General features: G+C 25.1%; 22 protein-coding genes and 4 tRNA genes. 10 read left to right on the forward strand and 16 right to left on the reverse strand.

Annotation, left to right across the window (positions count from 1 at the left end):
* Nucleotides 1-34: 34 nt before the first annotated feature.
* Nucleotides 35-1,138: a hypothetical protein gene (locus tag BAKON_RS03325; RefSeq protein WP_014499711.1), complete on the reverse strand. Its 1,104-nt coding sequence runs from the start codon at nucleotides 1,136-1,138 to the stop codon at nucleotides 35-37.
* Nucleotides 1,117-1,494: a hypothetical protein gene (locus BAKON_RS02975; protein ID WP_014499712.1), complete on the reverse strand. Its 378-nt coding sequence runs from the start codon at nucleotides 1,492-1,494 to the stop codon at nucleotides 1,117-1,119. Before BAKON_RS02975 ends, BAKON_RS03325 begins: the two co-directional genes overlap by 22 nt.
* Before the next feature lie 158 nt (nucleotides 1,495-1,652).
* Here BAKON_RS02975 and BAKON_RS02980 point away from each other — a divergent pair, with 158 nt between their 5' ends.
* Complete coding sequence (locus BAKON_RS02980; RefSeq protein WP_014499713.1) at nucleotides 1,653-2,393, forward strand: class I SAM-dependent methyltransferase; 741 nt, start codon at nucleotides 1,653-1,655, stop codon at nucleotides 2,391-2,393.
* A 78-nt stretch (nucleotides 2,394-2,471) separates the two neighbouring features.
* On the opposite strand, the gene BAKON_RS02985 is transcribed toward BAKON_RS02980, so the two are convergent.
* The 3 genes from BAKON_RS02985 to dapF all read right to left on the reverse strand — a co-directional run bounded on the left by BAKON_RS02985 (nucleotide 2,472) and on the right by dapF (nucleotide 6,176).
* A complete protein-coding gene (locus BAKON_RS02985; RefSeq protein ID WP_014499714.1) occupies nucleotides 2,472-3,908 on the reverse strand; it encodes an inorganic phosphate transporter in 1,437 nt (478 codons plus the stop codon).
* A 162-nt stretch (nucleotides 3,909-4,070) separates the two neighbouring features.
* On the reverse strand, nucleotides 4,071-5,288 hold the full coding sequence (locus BAKON_RS02990) for an MFS transporter (RefSeq protein ID WP_014499715.1): 1,218 nt from the start codon (nucleotides 5,286-5,288) through the stop codon (nucleotides 4,071-4,073).
* 33 nt (nucleotides 5,289-5,321) lie between these two features.
* Nucleotides 5,322-6,176 carry a diaminopimelate epimerase gene (gene dapF / locus BAKON_RS02995; RefSeq protein WP_014499716.1) on the reverse strand — a complete coding sequence of 285 codons (855 nt, stop codon included), beginning with the start codon at nucleotides 6,174-6,176 and terminating at the stop codon, nucleotides 5,322-5,324.
* A gap of 139 nt (nucleotides 6,177-6,315) precedes the next feature.
* On the opposite strand from dapF, the gene cyaY reads away from it, so the two are divergent.
* The 4 genes from cyaY (at nucleotide 6,316) to BAKON_RS03015 (ending at nucleotide 8,502) form a co-directional block, all read left to right on the forward strand.
* Complete coding sequence (cyaY, locus tag BAKON_RS03000) at nucleotides 6,316-6,666, forward strand: iron donor protein CyaY (RefSeq protein ID WP_014499717.1); 351 nt, start codon at nucleotides 6,316-6,318, stop codon at nucleotides 6,664-6,666.
* 137 nt (nucleotides 6,667-6,803) lie between these two features.
* Nucleotides 6,804-7,748, forward strand: coding sequence for a hydroxymethylbilane synthase (hemC, locus tag BAKON_RS03005; RefSeq protein WP_044005670.1), 945 nt, complete (start codon nucleotides 6,804-6,806; stop codon nucleotides 7,746-7,748).
* Nucleotides 7,745-8,092 carry a uroporphyrinogen-III synthase gene (locus BAKON_RS03010; RefSeq protein ID WP_044005646.1) on the forward strand — a complete coding sequence of 116 codons (348 nt, stop codon included), beginning with the start codon at nucleotides 7,745-7,747 and terminating at the stop codon, nucleotides 8,090-8,092. Before hemC ends, BAKON_RS03010 begins: the two co-directional genes overlap by 4 nt.
* Nucleotides 8,086-8,502: a uroporphyrinogen-III synthase gene (locus tag BAKON_RS03015; RefSeq protein WP_044005647.1), complete on the forward strand. Its 417-nt coding sequence runs from the start codon at nucleotides 8,086-8,088 to the stop codon at nucleotides 8,500-8,502. Before BAKON_RS03010 ends, BAKON_RS03015 begins: the two co-directional genes overlap by 7 nt.
* 5 nt (nucleotides 8,503-8,507) lie before the next feature.
* On the opposite strand, the gene BAKON_RS03020 is transcribed toward BAKON_RS03015, so the two are convergent.
* The 9 genes from BAKON_RS03020 to BAKON_RS03060 form a co-directional block, all read right to left on the reverse strand.
* Nucleotides 8,508-8,584: transfer RNA gene (locus BAKON_RS03020), tRNA-Pro, on the reverse strand.
* 30 nt (nucleotides 8,585-8,614) lie between these two features.
* Nucleotides 8,615-8,690: transfer RNA gene (locus BAKON_RS03025), tRNA-His, on the reverse strand.
* Nucleotides 8,691-8,720: 30 nt separating this feature from the next.
* Nucleotides 8,721-8,794, reverse strand: a tRNA-Arg gene (locus tag BAKON_RS03030).
* A 169-nt stretch (nucleotides 8,795-8,963) separates the two neighbouring features.
* Nucleotides 8,964-10,223, reverse strand: coding sequence for a transcription termination factor Rho (gene rho / locus BAKON_RS03035; RefSeq protein ID WP_014499719.1), 1,260 nt, complete (start codon nucleotides 10,221-10,223; stop codon nucleotides 8,964-8,966).
* A gap of 128 nt (nucleotides 10,224-10,351) precedes the next feature.
* Nucleotides 10,352-10,678, reverse strand: a complete 327-nt coding sequence (gene trxA, locus BAKON_RS03040) for a thioredoxin TrxA (protein ID WP_014499720.1) — start codon at nucleotides 10,676-10,678, stop codon at nucleotides 10,352-10,354.
* 111 nt (nucleotides 10,679-10,789) lie between these two features.
* A complete protein-coding gene (rep, locus tag BAKON_RS03045; protein ID WP_014499721.1) occupies nucleotides 10,790-12,805 on the reverse strand; it encodes a DNA helicase Rep in 2,016 nt (671 codons plus the stop codon).
* A 41-nt stretch (nucleotides 12,806-12,846) separates the two neighbouring features.
* Nucleotides 12,847-14,319, reverse strand: coding sequence for a ketol-acid reductoisomerase (gene ilvC / locus BAKON_RS03050; protein WP_014499722.1), 1,473 nt, complete (start codon nucleotides 14,317-14,319; stop codon nucleotides 12,847-12,849).
* A 32-nt stretch (nucleotides 14,320-14,351) separates the two neighbouring features.
* Nucleotides 14,352-16,205 (reverse strand): dihydroxy-acid dehydratase, encoded by a 1,854-nt coding sequence (ilvD, locus tag BAKON_RS03055; RefSeq protein ID WP_014499723.1) that lies wholly within the window; start codon nucleotides 16,203-16,205, stop codon nucleotides 14,352-14,354.
* Nucleotides 16,206-16,438: 233 nt separating this feature from the next.
* Nucleotides 16,439-16,515, reverse strand: a tRNA-Trp gene (locus BAKON_RS03060).
* A 167-nt stretch (nucleotides 16,516-16,682) separates the two neighbouring features.
* Here BAKON_RS03060 and BAKON_RS03065 point away from each other — a divergent pair.
* The 5 genes from BAKON_RS03065 (at nucleotide 16,683) to fdx (ending at nucleotide 21,101) form a co-directional block, all read left to right on the forward strand.
* Nucleotides 16,683-17,897, forward strand: coding sequence for an IscS subfamily cysteine desulfurase (locus BAKON_RS03065; RefSeq protein ID WP_014499724.1), 1,215 nt, complete (start codon nucleotides 16,683-16,685; stop codon nucleotides 17,895-17,897).
* 28 nt (nucleotides 17,898-17,925) lie between these two features.
* Nucleotides 17,926-18,312, forward strand: a complete 387-nt coding sequence (gene iscU / locus BAKON_RS03070) for a Fe-S cluster assembly scaffold IscU (RefSeq protein ID WP_014499725.1) — start codon at nucleotides 17,926-17,928, stop codon at nucleotides 18,310-18,312.
* 86 nt (nucleotides 18,313-18,398) lie between these two features.
* Nucleotides 18,399-18,917: a Fe-S protein assembly co-chaperone HscB gene (gene hscB / locus BAKON_RS03075; RefSeq protein WP_014499726.1), complete on the forward strand. Its 519-nt coding sequence runs from the start codon at nucleotides 18,399-18,401 to the stop codon at nucleotides 18,915-18,917.
* Nucleotides 18,918-18,933: 16 nt separating this feature from the next.
* Nucleotides 18,934-20,766, forward strand: coding sequence for a Fe-S protein assembly chaperone HscA (gene hscA / locus BAKON_RS03080; RefSeq protein WP_014499727.1), 1,833 nt, complete (start codon nucleotides 18,934-18,936; stop codon nucleotides 20,764-20,766).
* Nucleotides 20,766-21,101, forward strand: coding sequence for an ISC system 2Fe-2S type ferredoxin (gene fdx, locus BAKON_RS03085; protein ID WP_044005671.1), 336 nt, complete (start codon nucleotides 20,766-20,768; stop codon nucleotides 21,099-21,101). The genes hscA and fdx overlap by 1 nt, the downstream gene beginning before the upstream one ends.
* Here fdx and der read toward each other — a convergent pair.
* Together der and BAKON_RS03095 are read right to left on the reverse strand one after the other, a co-directional pair.
* Entirely contained in the window at nucleotides 21,098-22,450 is a 1,353-nt protein-coding gene (gene der, locus BAKON_RS03090) for a ribosome biogenesis GTPase Der (protein WP_014499729.1), read from the reverse strand. The genes fdx and der overlap by 4 nt on opposite strands.
* 101 nt (nucleotides 22,451-22,551) lie before the next feature.
* The gene (locus BAKON_RS03095; RefSeq protein ID WP_014499730.1) at nucleotides 22,552-23,127 is read right to left on the reverse strand and encodes a YfgM family protein; all 576 of its coding nucleotides are present in this window, start codon (nucleotides 23,125-23,127) and stop codon (nucleotides 22,552-22,554) included.
* Nucleotides 23,128-23,373 lie beyond the last annotated feature (246 nt).

Consider the following 23,373-nt stretch of genomic DNA (forward strand, 5'->3'; position numbering starts at 1 on the left):
AAATCAAATATTCATATATATAAATATACAATTTTTATTTTAAAAAATATGAGTATTTCATTATTGGCAAATTATCTGGAGGAAGAATTATAGTTGCACGTATTCCAAAAGATTTATATTTTTGAATATAATTATTATTATTTATATCTAAATCAGATAAATTAGTAGCAATTAATTTAATAGAACCATCATCTAGAAAATCTATTTTATAAATATTTCGTGAATGTTTCATATTATATTGATTGATTTCTGGATGTTCAGAAACTAATTGAAGATAAGATTGCTGTAAAAATTTTTGATTTGCATATGTTGAAATTAATTTTTGAGATTCAATATTTGGTATTATTTTCTTGAACTCTTCTAACATTTTATTTCGATCATTAATAGTAATTAAATTATTATTTATAATAAAAAGAAATGGATTAAAATCAGCCATAAAAGTTTTATCTAAATTATTAGATGATTTTAAAGATTGGTAGTTTTTTTCAAATTGTTCAATGGTAGATCGAATATTATGAAATGAATTTAATTGATCTGCAACTGTCCATGTACCATCACTTTTAAAATCATTAGAATAAGATTCTTGAATATTTTTATTCATTCTTTTTCTGAAATTGCTATCCATTTTCAATATACTTTTTCTTCCTTCTAAATCAAAATTTTCATCGAATTTTTTAAATGGATAAAAGTCATCTTCATTATGAATTTTAGGTGTTATAGCTAGAAGATCAGGGAAAGAACTTTGATATTCAGGATGAAGTGGATTACCATTTAATTTGCTAATAATTTTAATTTTTCCTTGATATCTAATTTTTTCAATGATAGCTCTAATATAAACCTTAGAAGATTCAATAGTTCTTTTAAGTTGTTCAATATATTCAGATAAAGTAGTAATGGATGAAGTACTGGAATCGGATTTTACATCATCATCATTTGATGAGAAAAATATTCTCTTAAATGTAGTTCCATTAAATATATTAATAGTTTCTGTTTTAACAGTCTCATAAGTTGTTGTAACTGTGTTGGTTATTGTATCAAGAATATCTTCAGCTATTTTAAAAATATTAAAATCTAAATATTTTTTATTGGAAAATGTTGTTTTATCATCGAGGAAATTTAGGTGAGATTGTTCAGGAATTTTTTTTTCATCAGTATATTTTGAGTGGCTTCGTGATGATTACTTCTAATTGCTTCTTCATTATTTGTTTCTATATTATATTTTTGAAGCATCGCTTTATCTATTTTTTTTTGTATCATATCTAATAGAATTAAAGAATTTTTATATGATTCTTCTAAATTTGTAAAATTTTTTTTATCTTGAAAAAAAAATAGTTCATTAGAGTTTATTTTTTTATTATTAGTATTATTTTTTTGAAACTCACTTGTATTTTTTTTCGCTTTAAACATTTGTTTAATAGTGTCTTCATAAAGATCTAATTTGTTTGGATGTTTTGTTTTTACTATATCCACATTGAATAAAATATTGGATGACATAATATTTTTGTCCTTTTTTATGAATTATTTTTATATATATTTTTTTAGATATTTCTTTTAAAATTTAAAATATACAAAAAAAATTATTAATTTATATTCTAATTAATTTTTTTTAAAAGTCAATTATTAATTTTAAAAAATAAAAAAAGATGGGATGTATGAAAATATACTTAGAATTTAAATTTTATAATAAAAGAATATATGAATTAATTGATTCGCTTGAATTGAAACATGATGAAAATTGTTCTATAGGTTTGTTAATAAATAAAGATTCATTAGAGTTATATAATCGTGAAAATCTAAAGCAAAAATCTATAAAAGTTGATTTTGTTTCTAAGAAAAATAACTATCGTTGTTTTCATTTTAGAAAAAAAAATGAAGTTTTATCTAGAGTTATCGGAATAAAAAATTCTTATTTTCCTCATATAATAGATGCAACAGCAGGTTTAGGTAATGATGCTTTTATTTTTTCTTTTTTAGGATGCAAAGTGACAATGATAGAACGTCATCCAATAGCTGCAGCTTTATTAAAAGATGGTTTACAAAGAGGATATGAAGATAAAAAAATAGGTTATTGGTTAAAAAAAAGATTACATTTAATAATAAATGATAGTTTTGATATATTAAAAATGTCGATTTTAAAACCAGATGTAATTTATTTAGATCCTATGTATCCTTTTCATAATAAAAAATCTTTACCTAAAAAAGATATGCAACTTTTTAGGAAATTGATAGGACAGAATTATGATTCTGAAAGATTATTGAATATTTCTAGAAAATTAGCAAAAAATAGAATTATTGTAAAACGTCCTTGTTATGCAAAACCTTTATCTGAAGAGAAGGTGAATTTTATCATTACTACAAAAAATCATCGTTTTGATATATATCAACCTTGTTGAAAAAAAATAGGAGTATATATTTTTTACACATACCCCTATTTGACTAGTAAATATCATTTATATATAAAAATTTATATTTTATATTAAAAATAATGCAATCCAATATAAAAAACCAGATAATAAAATTGAAACGGGTAAAGTTAATATCCATGCTAAAGCGATATTTTTAATAGTTTTTATTTGAATTCCGTCACCATCAATTAACATAGTACCCGCTACGGAAGATGAAAGAATATGTGTAGTAGAAACTGGTATACCTGTATAACTTGCTATTCCAATAGAAAAAGAAGCTGTTATTTGAGCGGACATAGCTTGTGCATATGTCATTCTTTTTTTTCCTATTTTTTCGCCAATAGTAACAACAATACGTCTCCAACCTATCATTGTTCCTATAGATAAAGATAAAGCAACTATTAATATAATCCACATGGGTGCATATTCAATTGTTTGTAACATCGTTTTTTTACTATGTATTAAAAAATGTTTATCTTTAAAATTAATATTAGAAGAATCTACTGTTTTATCAATTAAATCTGAGATACACAGTAAAAAATGACGCAATTGAAATCTTTTTTTAATGCTTAAAGAATTATAATTATATATATTTTTTAGTAATAATTTAGTTTTTTTAATATTTTTTAAAGCTTCATAATGTTTGTAATTTATAACTGAATTATTAATTTTATTTTTTGAATAGTATTTTTCTAAATTATTCAATGTATTTTTTGTATGATTGATTTCATATTTATTAGCATTTAAATTCACCAAAAAAGAAGAAGGTACAATTCCTATAAGTACAAGCATTATTAATCCGATACCTTTTTGTCCATCGTTTGCACCATGAGCATAACTAACTCCAATAGATGATAAGATAAGAGCTATTCTAATTAAAAATGGTGGTGTTTTTCTACCATCTATTTTTTCGCGTTCTACTGGAGTCATATGAATACGATAAAATATTTTATTATCATTTAAATAATATCGTAGTAAAAAAATTAAACCTCCAGCTATTATTAATCCAATAACAGGAGAAAAAACAAGCGATAAAAAAATACTAGTCATTTTAGAGAGATTAAGTGCATCTACTAAAGAGGAATCTGTAACTATTGCATTTGTTAACCCTATCCCAATAATCGCTCCAATCAGAGAATGCGAACTTGATGCAGGTAAACAAAAATACCATGTAGATAAATTCCAAATTATAGCTGCTAATAACATTGAAAAAACCATAGCAAGAGCATTTTTCGAACTAGCATTTAATAATAAATCATTGGGTAATAAATGAACGATAGCATAAGCTACAGTCAAACCTCCTAGTAAAACACCTAAAAAATTAAATACTCCAGACATTATAACTGCAATATGTGCAGACATTGCTCGAGTATATATTAAAGTTGATACTGCATTGGCTGTATCATGAAAACCATTTATAGCCTCATAAAATAAAACAAAAAATAAAGCTAAAAAAACCAATAAACTATGATTCAAATCAGAATAAGAAAATAAATATAGCATAATCTTTAAGCCATTTTGATGAATTGAACTACGTTTATTATCTGTGAGAAACTATGTTTGAGGAAAGTAAAATATAAATTTTATTTTACAAAAGATTTTGCAAGGCAAAGAATATATTTTATATTATAATAATATTTTCATAAAAATATTAAAATTTTTATTTTAAAAATTTTTTTTCTTTAATTTAAAAGATAAAAAAACTGCAAAAAATAACATTATTATAATAAAGGTAGAAATTCCAGGCCATTTCATATGAAACCAAAAAAAACCACCAAATGTACCAAAAACACTAGAACCTAAATAATAAAAAAATAAATATAAAGACGTTGCTTGAATTTTAGCAATATTAGTATATGAACCAACCCAACTACTAGCAGTAGAATGTGATGCGAAAAACCCACCAGAAAAAATAATTAAACCTAAAAGAACCATTAATAATTGATTATACTGTGTAATAAACACACCTATTATCATTAATAATAATGATACAATAAGAATATTATTTCGATGATATTTATTGATTAAAATACCAGCTTTAGGAGAACTATATACGCCAGTTAAATAAATAATAGACAATAATCCCACGCTAGATTGACAAAGAAAAAATGGTTCTAATATCAAACGGTAACCTATGTAATTAAAAATAGTAACAAAACTACCCATTAATATAAAACCTATTATAAATAGTATAAATAATGCTGGATTTTTTAATTGCAGATAAAAACGATTTAAAAATTTATGAAAATTAGTAGAAATAGATAAAAAATTTTTAGAGGGAGGTAAAAAATATAAAAAAAAACAAGACGATATAAAAGAGAATAAACCAATTATCATTAATGAAATATTCCAAGAAAACTTTTCTGCTAAAACACTACTTAAAAGCCTCCCCGAAAAACCACCTATGGTATTTCCACTAATATATAGACCCATACAAAAAGATAAAGAATTAGGATGTATTTCTTCACTAATATATGTCATGGCGATAGCAACAACGCCGCTTAGTGCTAAACCCGTTAATGAACGTAACAAAACAATACTTGTCCAACTCGTCATCATTGAACATATAATAGTTAATATTGCCGCCATAAATAAAGAAATAGACATAATTGATTTTCTGCCAATTACATCAGATAATGGTCCAGTAAAAAGCATTCCTAAAGCCATAGTCATAGTTGCAGCGGAGAGAGATAAACTACTTTCGGCTGGAGTCAAATAAAATTGTTTAGAAAATATTGGTAAAATTGATTGTACACAATATAAAATAGAAAAAGTAGCAAAACCACCAGAAAAAAGAGCTAAAATAACTTGATTAAATTTTTTTGTATTTTTTTTTATATATTGTTTTTTTAATGGTTCTTTTTTATTTTTTAATAAAATCAAAATATAGCCTCTTTGTTAGTAAAAAATATTTTTTTATATATATATAAAACCATCGTAAACATGTGTTGCAGGTCCTATCATATAAAGAGGATTTCCAAAACCCTTCCAGATTATAGTTAATTTTCCACCTAATAATTCAACTTCAACAACATCAGAAAGTAATTTTTGTGCTATACCCATTGCAACTGCAGCACAAGCAGCACTTCCACAAGCTTTTGTTTCACCTACATCACGCTCATACACTCTTAATTTTATAGAATTTTTATTTATAATTTCCACAAAACTTACATTTATTCCTTCTGGAAATATAGGATTTTTTCCTATATTTTCACCAATAATTTTTACAGGAGCATTTTTGATACATTGCACTTTAATAATACAATGAGGATTTCCAATAGATACTAAACTACAAATTAGATTCCCGCGAAAAAGTTTTATTGAAAAATTCTTGTATAAAATATTTTTTAATGAAGATAAATTATGAAAAGTAAAATCAGGTTCATTCATATCAACTTTAATTATATTTTTGGGTAAAAACTCAATAATTAAAGGTTTTTTTTTAGTACTAACTAAAATTTTTTTTTTATTAGTTAAACCTTTCAGTAAAAGGAAAAGACCAAAACATCGAGCACCATTCCCGCATTGTTCAACTTCATTTCCATTAGCATTAAAAATTCGGTAATTAAAATCAAATAGAGCATTATTTGATTTTTCTATAAGTAACAATTGATCAAAACCAATTCCGGTATATCGATCAGATAACTGTTTTATTATACACGATGATAAAATAAAATTTTCTTCAATACAATTAATAACCATAAAATCGTTACTTAATCCATGCATTTTAGAAAAATTTATTTTTTTTTTATCTTTATAGTATAAATCCATTTTGTCCTCTTAGTGTTTTTTACAATATTATTTATTAATAATATTAATCTTTCAATATTTGAGTATCAAATTATATAAATTTGATTATTTTTATTTTTTATAATTTGTTATAATTAAAATTAAATTAAGGACTATTTTTATGAAAAAAAAAATAATATCTCAGAAAGAGAATAACAATTTTTATATATTAGTAAATGATTTGTTTTTAAAAATCGAAGATAATTTAAATTTATATGAGAATGAAATAGATTTTGATTATGAGATTCAAGATTATGTCATGAGTATCATTTTTAATGATAAAAGTTTAATAATTATTAATAAACAAGAATCTCTAAAACAAATTTGGTTAGCTACAAAAGTAAATGGATATCATTTTAACTATAAAAATAATCAATGGATCTGTAATCGAAGTAATAAAAATTTTTGGGAAATATTTGAAAAAGCATGTTCTATTCAATCAAAAAAAAATTTAATTTTTTATAAAAAATAATATGAGTTTAATCTAAAAATTTTTATATATAAATATAAAAAAATGATAATTTCTTTTATATATTTAAAATAAAGAAGAACATTTTTTCGATTTCAAAAAATTATAAAAAATACATCTATATTAATATGAATCCTAATATCTACGATAAAACATTGAGAATTGCTACTAGAAAAAGTCCGTTAGCTTTAGAGCAAACCAACTATGTTAAAAAAAAAATACTATCTTTATATCCAGATTTAAATATAAAATTAGTACCTATTGTTACTCATGGAGATAATATCTTAAATAAATCTCTTTCCAAAATTAGTGGAAAGGGATTATTTATTAAAGAATTAGAACATGCTCTGCTTGAAAATAAAGCAGATATTGCAATTCATTCCATGAAAGATCTTCCAGTAAATATTACAAAAGAATTATGTTTAGTTAGTATTTGTAAAAGAGGAAATGCTTTAGATTCACTAGTATCTAATGATTATCAATCGATAAATCAATTACCGAAAGGTGCTATTATTGGGACATCTAGTTTAAGAAGACAGTGTCAATTAATTACTTATCGACCAGATTTAGTTTTTTCTCCTTTAAGAGGTAATATAGAAACTAGAATAGCTAAATTAGACCAAGGTAAATATGATGCAATCATTCTTGCTACTGAAGGATTAAATAGGTTAAATTTAAAAAATAGAATTACTCAGATTATACCAGCTGAGTTATCTCTTCCTTCATGTGGTCAAGGTGCTATTGGTATTCAATCGCGAATACATGACAAAAAAGTTCTATTTTTTTTATCTCGTCTTAATCATTTAAAGACTTTTATTGAAATAAATGCGGAAAGAGCTTTTTGCAGAAAATTAGAATCAGGATGTCAGATTCCCATTGGAAGTTATGCTATTTTAAAAAAAAATAAACTTTGGTTAAGAGGATTAGTTGGTTCTCCTGATGGAAAAATAATATTAAAAGGAGAAAGAAGAGGTTGGTATAATACAGGAGAAAAAATGGGATATTCACTTGCTAATGAATTACTTAATAACGGAGCTAAAAATATTCTTAATAATCTTCATATTAAAAAATTTTATTATATATGAAAGTATTAGTAACACGACCGTCTCCTGAAGGAGAAGAATTAGTAAATAATCTTAATAAAATAGGTATTCCTGCTTGGCATTTTCCCTTGTTTGATTTTTATCCAAGTGTTAGTTCAATAAGTTTATCAAAAAAAATTAATGAACTGTATCAATCAAAAATTATTCTTGTTTTTTCTAAAAAATCTATTTATTTTACTAATTTGTATTTAATAAAAAACAATCTAGAATGGCCGTCTAATGTAAAATATTATGCTATTGGTAAAAGTACCGCTTTTTTTCTTAATAATTATATTAAAAAAAAATTTTTTTTCCTAAAAAAAAAGAAAATAGTGAAGAGTTGTTAAAAATTTTATATAAAGATAAAATAAAAAATGATAAAATAATTTTATTACAAGGAGAAAATGGACGAACATTAATAGAAAAAAATTTAAAAAAAGAAGGTTTTAAAATTTGTTTGATTCAATGTTATAAAAGAGTTTTTAAAATTTTAGATGGTAAGATGGAAATAAAAAAATGGCGTTCATATAAAATAGATACTTTAATAGTAACAAGTGGTGAATCTTTATACGCATTAAAAAATATTTTTTCTAATACTAATCAGACTAAATGGCTATTTAGATGTAAAATATTTGTTGTGGGTAGAAGATTATCTCAGATAGCAAAAAATTTAGGATGGAAAGATATAATAGTATCAAATTATGCTAATAATGAATTTTTTCTTGAAATTATCAAAAAATTTTATTTTAAAATTTAATTTTTTGGTCGGCGAAAGAGGATTTGAACCTCTGACCTACTGGTCCCAAACCAGTTGCGCTACCAAACTGCGCTATTCGCCGTACCGTATCGAACAAAATATTTTATTTTTTTGGGGTGGCTAATGGGATTTGAACCCATGACCACTGGAATCACAATCCAGAACTCTACCAACTGAGCTATAGCCACCAATTTAAAAATTCTTCTTTATAAAAAAAGTGCGCTCGACAGGATTTGAACCTGACACCTCTACCTTCGGAGGGTAGCGCTCTATCCAAATGAGCTACGAGCGCATTGTGCAGAAACAAATTAGATTTTAAGATTAATAATCTTGATTGTCCAGCTTTTTTTTTGAAAAATTTATATATAATATTTATTATATATAATTTTATTGTATAATGTTGGTTAAAAATAAAATATTTTTTAATATAATTATTGTGATGTTTATGTAAATATTAAAATTTACGAACGTTTCATCATATCAAAAAATTCATCGTTTGTTTTCGTCATAGAAAGTTTGTTTAATAAAAATTCCATTGCATCTATTTCACTCATAGGATGAATAATCTTTCTTAAAATCCACATTTTTTGCAGTTCATCTGGCAAAGTTAATAATTCTTCTTTTCTAGTTCCAGATCGATTATAATCGATAGCTGGAAAGACACGTTTTTCTGCAATTTTTCTTGATAATGGCAGCTCCATGTTACCTGTTCCTTTAAATTCTTCATAAATTACTTCGTCCATTTTAGAGCCAGTATCGACTAGTGCAGTTGCAATAATCGTTAAACTTCCTCCTTCTTCTACATTGCGTGCAGCCCCGAAAAATCTTTTAGGTCTGTGTAGAGCATTGGCATCAACCCCCCCTGTCAAAACCTTTCCAGATGCTGGTACTACAGTATTATAAGCTCTTGCTAAACGAGTAATAGAATCAAGTAAAATAATTACATCTTTTTTGTGTTCTACTAATCTTTTTGCTTTTTCAATAACCATTTCAGCAACTTGAACATGTCTTGATGCAGGTTCATCAAAAGTAGATGCAACGACTTCACCTTTTACTAATCTTTGCATTTCAGTTACTTCTTCTGGTCTTTCATCAATTAATAAGACCATTAAAACACAATCGGGATGATTATAAGCAATACTTTGTGCTATATTTTGAAGTAATATTGTTTTTCCAGCTTTTGGTGGAGCTACAATTAAGCCTCGTTGTCCTCGTCCAATGGGTGATGCTAAATCTAATACTCTTGCTGTTAAATCTTCAGTAGATCCATTTCCACGTTCCATTCGTAATCTGGAGTTAGCATGCAATGGTGTTAGGTTTTCAAATAATATTTTGCTTCTTGCATTTTCAGGTTTATCATAATTAACTTCATTTACTTTAAGTAGAGCAAAATATCTTTCTCCTTCTTTAGGAGGTCTAATTTTCCCAGCGATAGTATCACCAGTGCGTAGATTAAATCTACGAATTTGACTAGGAGAAACATAAATATCATCAGGACCAGCTAAATAAGAACTATCTGCAGAACGTAGAAAACCAAATCCATCTTGTAATATTTCTAAAACACCGTCTCCAAAAATATCTTCTCCACTTTTTGCATGTTGTTTAAGGATGGCAAAAATAATATCTTGTTTACGCATACGCGCTAAATTTTCCAACCCCATTTTTTCACCAAGAATAATTAGTTCAGAAACTGGCATATTTTTAAGTGCGGTAAGATTCATAATGGTGGGTTCTTAGTAAAATCGGGGTATATTTCGAAAAAAATCATGACATAAATGTAAAATTTAATGATAAATTTTAAATTGAATTAAATTTTTAATGTGTTTAATTAACTTTCTTTTCAATATTTTTAATTCATGTTTTCATTTAAAAATTCTTTAAGTTCTAGTTTAGAAGCTGCTCCAACTTTAGTAGCAAGAACTTCGCCATTATGAAAAAGCAATAATGTAGGAATGCTTCTAATAGAATACATGGGAGCAGTTTTTGGATTTTCTTCAATATTTAATTTACAAATAATAATTTTATTAGAGTATTCTTGTGATATTTCTTCTAAAATAGGTGCTAAAATTTTACAAGGATTACACCATTGAGCCCAAAAATCTACTAAAGTAAGACTCTTTGACTTTAGAACTTTTTCCTCAAAATTTTCATCAGTTAGTTCAATTATTTTATTCATTTTAATGTGTGTTCTCAGTAGTAAAAGATTTCAAATAAGTTTGAATTTTTATAATTTAAAATTACATAATATCATTTTTAAAAATTTTTTAAAACTAAATTTAAAAAAATTTTATTTAAAATTATTTTTATTTTTTTTTGAATTACATATTTTTGATTTAATTTCTTCTATTTTTTTGATAGAGCTATCTAAAGTAATGTTTTTATCCCATTCTAAATCCTCTTGAGGTAATTCAAATAAAAATCTACTAGGAAGCATATCTAATATTTGTCCATATTGAATACGTTTGCAACAATAAGTGAAAAATAATTGTTTTTTTGCTCGAGTTATACCAACGTAAGTTAATCTTCGCTCTTCTTCTATATTATTATTATTGATGCTTTTTTGATTAGGTAAGATTCCTTCACACATGCCAATTATAAATACTGAGGAAAACTCTAATCCCTTAGAAGCATGTAGAGTCATTAATTGGACTCGATCTTCTTGTTCTTCTGTTATATTATTTTTGGAAATATCACGAATTGTCATTCGTGTAATAATTTGAGATAGAGTCATTGGTGGTTCAAAATCATCGCCTTTAAGCATATTTTTAAACCATTTTGATAAAGTATAAATATTATTTATACTATTTTTGATTTTTTTAGATTCTTTTAAAACTTTAGATAACCATGTTTCATATTTTATATCACAAATAATATCATCTAAAATACTAGATGGTTTTAAATGAGATAATTTGGTGAATTTTTCTATTTTAGAAGTAAATTTTTTTATTCTATTTATAGTTTTTTCATTTAAAAAATTTTTAATCTCTTTATCATTACTTATTCGAAAAAGACTTTTATTTTTTTTAATTGCCCATTCTTCTAATTTTTTTAATGTAATTTTACCTATTTGACGAGAAGGGATATTTATGATTCTTGTAAATGCATGATTATCATCTGGATTAATAATTACTCGAAGATAACTCAGTAAATCTTTAATTTCAGGACGGGAAAAAAAGGATGATTTTTCAGATATATTATATGGTATATTTTCTTTTATTAAAGCTTTTTCAAGAATTCTAGATTGATAATTACCACGGTATAAAATAGCATGATCTTGATATTTTATTCTTTTTATAGCACATTGGGAAACGATTTTTTTAACTATTTTTTCAGCTTCATTTTCTTCATCTTTACCTATTAAAACTTTTATAAGATTTCCGTATTCAAGTTTAGAGAACAGTTTTTTTTTTAAATAATGTATATTGTTAGAAATGAGAGTATTAGCTGCTTTTAATATTCTTCCTGAAGATCGATAATTATGTTCCATTGTTATAATTTTTAAATTAGGAAAATCTTTTTTCAGTAAAAAAATATTCTGAGGATTTGCCCCTCTCCATGAATAAATCGATTGATCATCATCTCCAACTAATGTAAAATTTGAATCTCTATGAGTAAGCATTTTAATAAGTTCGTATTGACTATTATTTGTATCTTGATATTCATCGACTAATAAATATGATATTTTTTTTTGCCAATATTTTTTTATTTTTTTATTATTTTTTAATAATAGTGTTGGTATACAAATCAAATCATCAAAATCTAATATATTAGCGTGATAAAGATAATTGTTATATTTTTTATAAATTAATGCTAAATCTTTTTCTTCAGTTGATTTTGCTAGTAATTGAACTTGTAAAGGAGTAAGAAACTTATTTTTCCAGTAAGAAATCATAAAGTTTAATTTTTTTAATGAGTGAATATTATTTTTTATTTCTTTTTTACATATTTTTTTTAATAAAACAATTTGATCTTTTTCATCTAATAAAGTGAAGTTATTGTTGAATTCTAACGTATCAATTTCTTTCTTAATGATTTCCATTCCCAATGAGTGAAAAGTAGAAATAATTATTTTCTTAATTTTTGGAATATTTAGATATTTTGATAGACGAATCCTCATTTCATAAGCAGCTTTATTAGTAAAAGTTACGGCGACAATGTTATCAGGTTCATATTGACAATGTTTAATCAAATAAATAATTTTATTAATAATTACTTTTGTTTTTCCAGAACCAGCCCCTGCTAATATTAGACAGGGACCATTAGTAAATTCAACAGCATTTTTTTGAGCAATATTTAGAGACATAAAATATTAATATTTAATTGATGAGTTATATTGTTTAAATTTTATTTTGCAACTGCAATGGTTTTCATTTTTTTCATATAACTTCTTAGTTTACGTCCTACAATTTCTATAGGATGATTTTGAATTGTTTCATTTATTTTATGTAATTCAATATTATCTACTAATTGGTGTGGTAATGAACAACCAAGATCACTTTTCTCAAGAGTTAAGATGAATTTTTTTAAAATAGGATACGCAGATTCAGAGAAAAGATAACTACCATATTCAGCAGTATCTGAAATAACTTTATTCATTTCATATAATTTTTTTCTTGCAATAGTATTTGCAATTAATGGTAGTTCATGCAATGATTCATAGTAAGCGGATTCTTCTATAATACCTGTTTTAATCATTTTTTCAAAAGATAATTCAATGCCGGATTTTAATATTGCAATCATTAATATACCATGATCGTAATATTCTTGTTCTATTATTTTATCATTATAAATAGGAGCTTTTTCAAAAGATGTATTTTTTGTATTATTTCGCCAATTTAATAATCTTTCATCATTATTTTCCCAATCTTTCATCATTTCAGTAGAAAATTTTCCAGAAATAATATCGTCCATATGTTTTTGGAAAAGCGGTGATAATATTTTTTTAATTTTTTCGCAAAGTTTATAAGCTCTTATTTTTGACGTATTAGATAATCGATTCATCATTAAAGTAATACCACCATGTTTGAGAGACTCTGTAATAGTTTCCCATCCATATTGTATTAATTTTGCAGCATATGCTGGATCATGTTTTTCTGTAATTAATTTTTCATAACATAATAATGAAGCTGTTTGAAGGATTCCACATAAAATTGTTTGTTCACCCATTAGGTCTGATTTAACTTCAGCTACAAACGATGATTCAAGAACTCCTGCACGATGCCCTCCAGTAGAAAAAGCCCATGCTTTTGCTATTTCTAAACCCATTTTATTGATATCATTTTCGTGATGCACGGCAATTAAGGTAGGAACTCCAAAACCTCTTTTATATTCTTCTCGAACTTCTGTTCCAGGACATTTTGGAGCAACCATAATAACAGTAATATCTTTTCTTATTTTTTCTCCAAATTCTACAATATTAAAACCATGTGAATAGCCTAAAAAAGAATTTTTTTTCATTAATTTTTGTAGATCTTTTATGACATTGTGATGTTGTTTGTCAGGAGTTAAATTAATGACTAAATCTGCACTTGGTATTAAAGATTCATAACTATCTACTTTAAAGTTATTTTGAATAGCATTAATCCAAGATTGATTTTTTTGTAAAATACTATTTTTTTTTAATGCATAAGAAATATTTAATCCTGATTCTCTCATATTCAATCCTTGATTTAAACCTTGAGAACCACAACCAACAATTACTATATTCTTGTTTTTTAAAATATCATTTTTTTTATTAAATTCTTCTTTTTTCATAAAACGACATTTATTGATTTGATTAATTTTTTGACTAAAATTTAACGTGTTAAAATAATTCATAATATTCCTGTATTCTAATTTAGCAATGTTATTTAAATATCAGATATTTTTTTATAATCTCTAACTGCTCCTTTATCAGCACTGGTACAAAAAAAAGCATATGCTTTTAAAGCAGAAGAAATATATCTTTTACGATTATAGGGTTTATAAGCTAAAGAACCTTTTTTTTCTTCATCAAAAATACGATTAGATAGTTCTTTTTCTGTGATGTTTAAGTGAATAACTCTTTGCGGAATGTTAATATCAATAATATCACCATTTTTTACTAAAGCAATAATACCTTTATTTGCAGCTTCAGGTGAAACATGTCCTATAGAAATTCCTGATGTGCCTCCCGAAAATCTACCATCAGTAATTAATGCACACGTTTTATCTAAATTCATAGATTTTAAATATGTAGTTGGATATAACATTTCTTGCATTCCTGGTCCTCCCTTAGGACCCTCATAACGGATAACAACAATATCACCGGGATTTATTTTTTTATTTAAAATCGCATTGACTGCTTCTTCCTGACTTTCATATACTTTAGCAATACCAGAAAAAATGTAGTTCTTTTTATCTATTCCAGCAGTTTTTATTATACAACCATTTTTTGCTAAATTTCCATATAAAACAGCTAATCCTCCATCTTGACTATAAGCATATTTACAAGAACGAATACAGCCATTTTTACGATCATAATCTAACGTTGGCCATCTAAAATCTTGAGAATATGCTTTTTGTGTATGAATACCTCCGGGGCCTGCTCGAAACATTTGTATTACACTAGGATTTTTTGTAGAAGAAATATCATATTCATTTAATGTTTCTTCTAAATTAAGCTGTAAGATGTTTCTTGTTTCTTTATGTAATAAATTAGAGCGATTTAATTCTCCTAAAATACTTGCAACACCACCTGCGCGATGAATATCTTCTACATGATATAATGAACTGCTTGGTGCTACTTTGCAGATATGAGGTACTTTTTTAGATAATTTGTTAATATGAGACATTTTAAAATCAACTTTTGCTTCTTGAGCCGCTGCTAACAAATGCAAAATAGTATTGGTTGATCCTCCCATTGCAATATCTAGTATCATCGCGTTTTCGAAAGATTTTTTATTAGCTATATTTCTTGGTAAAACATTTATATTATTGTTTTTGTAGTATTCTTCAGTAATTTTAACTATAGTTTGAGCTGATTTTAAAAATAAATTTTTACGATCAATATGAGTTGCTAATAGTGTACCATTTCCAGGTAAAGATAAACCTATCACTTCTGTCAAACAATTCATAGAATTAGCTGTGAACATACCTGAACAGGAACCACATGTAGGGCAAGCTGAAAGTTCAATTTCTTTAAGAAAGTCATCAGATTTATTCGATTGGCCTCCATGAACAATAGCATCGACTAGATCAATTTTTATTATTTGATTATTTTTTTGTATCTTTCCTGCCTCCATCGGTCCACCAGAAACAAAAACTGATGGTATATTTAAACGTAAAGATGCCATAAGCATGCCTGGAGTGATTTTATCACAATTTGAAATACAAATCATAGCATCAGCACAATGTGCATTAATTACATATTCTATAGAATCAGAAATGAGTTCACGTGAAGGCAATGAATAAAGCATTCCAGAATGTCCCATAGCTATTCCATCATCTATTGCAATAGTATTAAATTCTTTTGCAACAGCACCTGATTTTTGAATTTCTTTAGCAATAAGTTTTCCGACTTCTTGTAAGTGAATATGTCCTGGAACAAATTGAGAAAAAGAATTAACTACTGCAATAATTGGTTTTTTAAAGTCTTCATCAGTCATACCTGTAGCGCGCCATAATGATCTTGCTCCAGACATATTTCTACCTTGAGTAGTTGTAAAAGAACGATATTTAGGCATATTAGACAACTCCAAAAATAAAAATTTTAAAAAAGTATTTAATATAATATATAAAATAATTTACAAAAACTTTTTATTTAATAAGTTTGTATTATGAAAAAATTTTTGATTTGAAATATATATTTTTTAGAAAGTTGTTTTAAGAAAACGCGGGTTTATATAAATTGATATTGATCTATTTTTTAATAATTAATGTAATAAAATAATTATTAAAAAATTTCATGAGTGATTTTTGGCAGGGGTGGAAGGATTTGAACCTACAACTTTCGGTTTTGGAGACCGATGCTCTACCAAATTGAACTACACCCCTAATAATTATAAATTATTGTTAAATAATATTATATTCTTAATAAGAATAAAAGTCTAGTATGTATTTTGCATATTTAAAAAATAAATTTTTAGTAATTTTTAGATTTAAAATTTTATTAAATGATAGAATATATTTTATAAAATATAATTTTGAGGTAAAGATTTATTATGAAAACTCCAATTTATTTAGATTATGCAGCAACTACACCAGTAGATTTTGAAGTTGCAAAAAAAATGATGAATTATTTAACAATTGATGGAATATTTGGAAATCCAGCATCACGTTCTCATAAATTTGGTTGGAATGCAGAAGAAGTAGTTGATATTGCACGTAATCAAATATCTGAATTGATTGGAGCGGATTCTCGTGAGATTGTTTTTACTTCTGGTGCTACTGAATCTAATAATTTAGCTATAAAAGGAATTGCTGCTTTTCATGGAAAGAAGGGTAAACATATTATTACAAGTCAAACAGAACATAAATCTGTTTTAGATGCTTGTAGATATTTAGAAAGTCAAGGTTTTAAATTAACTTATCTTACTCCAAAAAATAACGGCATTATTGATTTAAATGATCTAAAAAAAAGCATAAATAAAGATACCATCCTTGTTTCTATAATGCATGTAAATAATGAAATTGGTATTATACAAGATATTAATGGAATATCAAAAATTTGTCGAAATAATGGTGTTTTTTTTCATGTAGATGCAACTCAAAGTTTAGGAAAAATATCTATTGATTTAAAAAAATTATCTATAGATTTAATGTCCTTTTCTGCTCATAAAATTTATGGACCAAAGGGAATTGGTGCTCTTTATGTTCGTCGAAAACCACGTGTTCGTTTATTATCTTTGATACATGGGGGTGGTCATGAAAGAGGAATGCGTTCAGGAACTTTACCGGTTCATCAAATTGTTGGAATGGGTGAATCGTTTATGTTGGCTAAAAAGAAAATACATGATGATTTTATTCATTTAACAAAATTAAGAAATTATCTATGGAATGGCATTAAAAATATTGAAGAAGTGTATTTAAATAGTGATTTACAACAGGGTGCACCTCATATTTTAAATGTAAGTTTTAATTATATTGAAGGTGAATCTTTAATTATGGCTCTTAAAGATTTGGCTATTTCTTCTGGTTCAGCTTGTACTTCTGCTAGCTTGGAACCTTCTTATGTTCTAAAAGCTTTAGGTATAAAAGATGAGTTAGCTCATAGTTCTATTCGTTTTTCAATTGGAAGATTTACTACAAAAGATGAGATTGAATATACAATAAAATTAGTTCATAAATCAATTAATAAATTACGTGAACTTTCTCCTTTATGGGAAATGTTCAAATCAGGAGTTGATTTAAATAGTATAGAGTGGGATCATAGTTAAAAATATAATTAATGAAAGGTATTTTTATATGGCTTATAGTAAAAAAGTAATGGATCATTATGAGAACCCGCGGAACGTTGGATCTTTTTCTAATTCTGATCTTAATGTAGGAAGTGGATTAGTAGGTGCACCCGCTTGTGGTGATGTAATGAAATTACAAATAAAAGTTAATGAAGAAGGTATTATTGAAGATGCATGTTTTAAAACATATGGTTGTGGTTCTGCTATAGCATCAAGTTCATTAGTGACTGAATGGGTTAAGGGGAAGTCTATAGTAGAAGCAGAATCAATTCGAAATACTACCATAGTAGAAGAATTAGAACTTCCTCCAGTAAAGATTCATTGTTCTATTTTGGCAGAAGATGCTATCAAAGCAGCTATTTCTGATTACAAAAGAAAAAAAAATTTAAATTAATTTAAAAAATTATTTAATGTTGAAAGAAGATATTCTTTCAACATGTGATTTTTTTATATTTTAATTAATTTTAATATAGGAGATTTATGAATTATTTTGCATTATTTAATATACCAGAAAAATTTAATATCAATAAACAATTACTTTCTAAAAATTTTTATAAATTACAATTAAAATTTCATCCTGATTTATTTATAAATGATACTGAATCTAAAAAAAAAATAATTTTAGAAAAGTCAATACAAATCAATAAAGGTTACAAAATTTTAAAAGATTTTTTAAGTAGAGCAATATATTTTCTTTCTTTAAATGGTTTTGAAATAAGAAGAGAAACTCTTTTATTAAATGATAATAATTTTTTAAAAAAATACTTTTCTTTATATGAAGAATTAGATAGTTTAAAAGAAAATAATTTTGATGAAATAAGATTAAATAATCTCATTAAAAAAATAAAAAAAAAAATAACAATTTGCAAGAAAAAAATTGAAATAGAATTTGAAAAAAAACAATATGAAGAAGCTATTAAAAAAATTGCAGAATTGCTTTTTTTTAAAAAAATAAAAGACAATTTAAAAAAAGAATACAATGTTTATTTAAAAAAATAAATTAGGATAATTTTATATGATTTTTTTAAAAAAAAAAGATAAAAAAAAATTATTGTTAGGTATTGATCTAGGTACTACTTATTCTTTAGCTGCTACAATTGATAAAGATAGCGTGATCTTATTATTAGACAAAAAAAAACGTTATTTATTACCATCAGTTGTTCATTATACAAAAAATAGAATATCTGTAGGTTGGAAGGCTTTAGAAAATATTACTAATGATCCCTCTAATACCATTATTTCTGTAAAACGTCTATTGGGTCGTTCTATTGATTTTGTTAAAGATAAGTATCCTATTTTACCATATTTTATAGAAAAAGATATTGATGAAGGTATTATTTTTCACACAAATATTGGTCGTGTTACTCCTATAGATGTTTCTAGCCATATATTAAAATGCTTAAAAAAAAGAGCTATTTTTTTATTTAATCAAGAAATAGATGCAAGTATTATTACAGTTCCAGCATATTTTAATGATCTTCAGAAAAAAGCTACTAAAAAAGCTGCTATTTTAGCTAAAATTAATTTAATAAAATTGTTAAATGAACCTACAGCAGCAGCTGTAGCATATAGTTTACACAAACAAAAAGAGGGAATTGTTATTGTATATGATTTAGGAGGTGGTACTTTTGATGTTTCTATATTGAATTTAAATAAAGGAATATTTGAAGTATTAGCAACTGGTGGAGATTCTAATTTAGGTGGTGACGATTTTGATTATGCTTTAGCAAGTTATATTTATAGAAAAGCAAATTTATCTAATAAATGCAATGATTTTTTTCAATCTTCATTACTTCAAATGGCAAAATTAACAAAATTAAGATTAACAAAATATGAAGAAGTTGAAATAGATTTTTTTAGTTGGAAAGGTTGTATTACTCGTAATGAATTTAATTCAATCATAATTGACTTTGTTAAAAAAACTTTATTAATTTGCTCTAATCTTATCGAAGAAATTAATTTATCAGTTGAGAAAATTAAAGAAGTAATTATGGTCGGAGGCTCTACTCGTGTTCCATTAGTTTATACCTCAGTGTTAAATTTTTTTAAAAAAGTCCCATTAAATTCTATTAATCCTGATCAAGTTGTTGCAATAGGTGCAGCTATGCATGTTAATATGCTTGTTAATAGTTACAATGTAAAAAATAAAATAATATTATTAGATATAATGCCATTGTCTTTAGGAATCGAAGTGATGGGTGGTTTTGTTGAGAAAATTATTTTTCGGAATACTTCACTTCCTATATCAAAAACAAAGGAATTTACAACTTATAAAGATAATCAAACATCTATTCTTATACATATTCTACAAGGAGAAAGAGAATTAGTAAAAGATTGTATTTCATTATCACGTTTTGTTTTAAGAGACATTAAACCACAAAAAGCCGGATTAGTTAGAATTTTAGTGACATTTCAAGTTGATACAAATGGATTAATAGATGTTAAAATTTTAGAAAAAAATAGTAAAAAAGAAAGAAAGATTAAAATTGATTTTAATGTTACATTAAAAAATATAAATATTTCTAAGATATTAGAGGATTCTGTAAAATACTCTAAAAATGATTATTACTTTAGAGTAAAAGCAGAAAAAAAAATGGAGTCTATTCGTGTTTTAGAAATTTTAAATAAATCTTTAAAAATACATCAGAATTTAATTAATCAAGAAGAATTAAAAAAAATAAAAAATATGCAAGAACAACTACAAAAATCTATTGAAGAGGATGATTTTTTTTCTATGAAAATTAATTTGAAAAAATTAGATCAAGCAAGTAAAAATTTTTTTTCATTGCAACTTAAAAAAACTATTAATCATTCTTCTATTAAAAGTATTTTAAAAGAGAATATATGATGCCTAAAGTATTATTTTTACCTCACAAGATTATATTACCACAAGGTGCTGAGTTTCAAGCAGAAGAAGGAGAAACAATATTAACTGTTGCATTACGAAATCATATTAAATTAGAACATGCATGTGAACAATCATGTGCCTGTAGTACTTGTCATTGCATTGTAAGAAAAGGTTTTTTTTCTCTTTCAGGGTGGTCTGAAAAAGAAGATGATATTTTAGATAAAGCTTGGGGTCTCGAATCCGAAAGTCGTTTGAGTTGCCAAGCTATTATCGGAAAAGTTGATATTGAAGTAGAAATTCCTTTATATAGTCTAAATTATATTACAGATCATTAATTTTTATTTGTAATATAAGGATTTACATTATCTTTGAATTGTATTTGAATTGGTGTACCTTTTATCTTAAGAGCGTTATAAAAAAAATTTATTAAATATCGTTTATAAGGTAAAGATAAATATTTAACTTGATTGCCATGTATAATGATTTTAGGTGGATTTAAACTGCCCAAATGTGCGTATTTTAATTTTATTCGACGTCCCTTTATGATTGGAGGTTGATGTTTTTTAATCGCTATATGCATAGTCCTAGTTAGCATTGATGTGCTAATTTTTCTTTTAGATTCTGAATAAGATTCATGAATGGATTTAAATAATTGAAATATTCCTTTTTTATATAATGCTGATATAAAATGTATTCTTGAAAAATAAAGAAATTTTAATTGTTTTTTAATTGATTCTTTTACTTCTTTAAATTCTAGAGAGTTTAAAAGATCGCATTTATTCATAACTACAACAATTCCTTTTCCAGAATTTATAATAAAATCAGCTAACGATAAATCTTGATGACATATTTGAAGACTTGCATCTAATATTAATAATATTACATTTGATTTTTCAATAGTTTGTAATGTTTTAATTATTGAAAATTTTTCAATTTTGTTATTTTCTTTCTTTTTTTTAGATGCTCCTGCAGTATCAACTAAAGTATAATCTTTACAATTATATTTCATAGATGTTGATATACTATCTAATGTTGTACCGGGTATATTGCATGTAATCATTCTTTCTTCTTTTAAAATTCCATTTATCAAGGTTGATTTTCCAACATTTGGTCGACCAATAAAAGCTACTTTTATAGGTGATTTTTTTGATTTTATGTTTTGATTTATTATTTCTTTTTTAAATGTCATATTTGTCCAAGGAATTAAATGTTTTTTGATAAGAGTATCAATTCCTTGATTATGACTAGCAGAAATTTTTTGTATTTTTTCGAATCCTAAAGAGTAAAATTCATTAATTTTAGAAGCATGATTAACACCATCTATTTTATTGATAATTAGAATAGTTTTTTTATGATGTGTTCTTATGTTTTGAGCAATTTCATATTCTTGTGCCATTAATCCGTCATGAGCATCTACTACAAATAAGATTAAGTGTGATTCTTTTATTGCTATGAGTGTTTGTTCATGCGCTTTTTTTTGTATTTCGTTTAATTTCATATCCAAGCCGGCTGTATCAATTAACATTACTTTTTGATTTAATTGTAATTTGCAATATCCATATTGTCTGTCTCTAGTAATGCCTGGATAGTTAATTACTAATGCATCTCTAGTTTTTGTTAGAATATTAAATAAAGTAGATTTTCCTACGTTAGTACGGCCGATTAATACAATGATGGGTATCATTTTAAATACACCCTCTTTTCTTATTTTTGATATTTTTATGTTTTTTTAAATACTTTACGTGTTTCTTTATTTTGCATTTATTTTTTATTAATTTATATTTTTTATTCTTTTAATTCATTGATTTTCATATTAATAATTTCTTTAGATGCATTAGAATCTTCAATTGAAAAACTTTTTTTCCAAGATTTTAATGCTTCTTTTTTATTTTTTTTATGCATAAAAATATCACCTTTCATGTTTTCAACTATATTATCCCAATTATGGTTTTGAATTGTTTTAAGGATATCTATTGCTTTTTTATTTTTATTTTTTTGTATTTGTATTTTTGCCATATTTAATTTTAAAATGTTTTTTAAATTTTCTTCTTTTGTATATTTTAAGCTGTTTTTTAATTGGAGAAATGCTTTATCAAGAGAGTTATATAAAATATATTTTTTTGCTAAAGATAAAGCTGTTAAGGTGCCATAGATATTATGATTTTGCATTATAAAATTTTCTACTTCATGTGAAATTTTAGGGTTTTTTATATTGATTTTTTTTGTGATTTCTTCATATTTTAATAATTCTAAATTTTTTTTATGAACTATAAAAGGACGTTTCCAATAGAATAAAATAGAACTAATAATAAGAAAAAATATAATAAAAAAAATAATGCTTTTTTTAAATATATTGAACATGTTTATCTCGATTAAATTTAAATGGTTTTATGTTTAATTTAAAAATATGATTATATTTATATCTCAATTTTTATTAAAAAATATTTTTTTTAACCATGAATGCAATAAGAACTTTTTTAATTATAAATGTTTGGTCTAATTTAGTATAAAATAATAGCATATAAAAAAGTTATCCGTATGAAAATCACTGATTGTACACAGTTAGTTAATAGGATAAGTTCTTTTATAATCAATACTGCAGACTAC

The organism is Buchnera aphidicola str. Ak (Acyrthosiphon kondoi) (assembly GCF_000225445.1).
GTDB lineage: Bacteria > Pseudomonadota > Gammaproteobacteria > Enterobacterales > Enterobacteriaceae > Buchnera > Buchnera aphidicola_A.

Bases quoted from the DNA above. Each gene is read 5' to 3' on its own strand.
- dapF (WP_014499716.1), bottom strand. From the start codon at position 6,176: ATGGATTTATACTATAAAGATAAAAAAAAAATAAATTTTTCTAAAATG.
- hscA (WP_014499727.1), top strand. From the start codon at position 18,934: ATGATTTTTTTAAAAAAAAAAGATAAAAAAAAATTATTGTTAGGTATT.
- BAKON_RS03095 (WP_014499730.1), bottom strand. From the start codon at position 23,127: ATGTTCAATATATTTAAAAAAAGCATTATTTTTTTTATTATATTTTTT.
- ilvD (WP_014499723.1), bottom strand. From the start codon at position 16,205: ATGCCTAAATATCGTTCTTTTACAACTACTCAAGGTAGAAATATGTCT.
- trxA (WP_014499720.1), bottom strand. From the start codon at position 10,678: ATGAATAAAATAATTGAACTAACTGATGAAAATTTTGAGGAAAAAGTT.
- BAKON_RS03065 (WP_014499724.1), top strand. From the start codon at position 16,683: ATGAAAACTCCAATTTATTTAGATTATGCAGCAACTACACCAGTAGAT.
- der (WP_014499729.1), bottom strand. From the start codon at position 22,450: ATGATACCCATCATTGTATTAATCGGCCGTACTAACGTAGGAAAATCT.
- cyaY (WP_014499717.1), top strand. From the start codon at position 6,316: ATGAAAAAAAAAATAATATCTCAGAAAGAGAATAACAATTTTTATATA.
- BAKON_RS03010 (WP_044005646.1), top strand. From the start codon at position 7,745: ATGAAAGTATTAGTAACACGACCGTCTCCTGAAGGAGAAGAATTAGTA.
- hscB (WP_014499726.1), top strand. From the start codon at position 18,399: ATGAATTATTTTGCATTATTTAATATACCAGAAAAATTTAATATCAAT.
- BAKON_RS02980 (WP_014499713.1), top strand. From the start codon at position 1,653: ATGAAAATATACTTAGAATTTAAATTTTATAATAAAAGAATATATGAA.
- rep (WP_014499721.1), bottom strand. From the start codon at position 12,805: ATGTCTCTAAATATTGCTCAAAAAAATGCTGTTGAATTTACTAATGGT.
- rho (WP_014499719.1), bottom strand. From the start codon at position 10,223: ATGAATCTTACCGCACTTAAAAATATGCCAGTTTCTGAACTAATTATT.
- ilvC (WP_014499722.1), bottom strand. From the start codon at position 14,319: ATGAATTATTTTAACACGTTAAATTTTAGTCAAAAAATTAATCAAATC.
- BAKON_RS02975 (WP_014499712.1), bottom strand. From the start codon at position 1,494: ATGTCATCCAATATTTTATTCAATGTGGATATAGTAAAAACAAAACAT.
- BAKON_RS02985 (WP_014499714.1), bottom strand. From the start codon at position 3,908: ATGCTATATTTATTTTCTTATTCTGATTTGAATCATAGTTTATTGGTT.
- fdx (WP_044005671.1), top strand. From the start codon at position 20,766: ATGCCTAAAGTATTATTTTTACCTCACAAGATTATATTACCACAAGGT.
- iscU (WP_014499725.1), top strand. From the start codon at position 17,926: ATGGCTTATAGTAAAAAAGTAATGGATCATTATGAGAACCCGCGGAAC.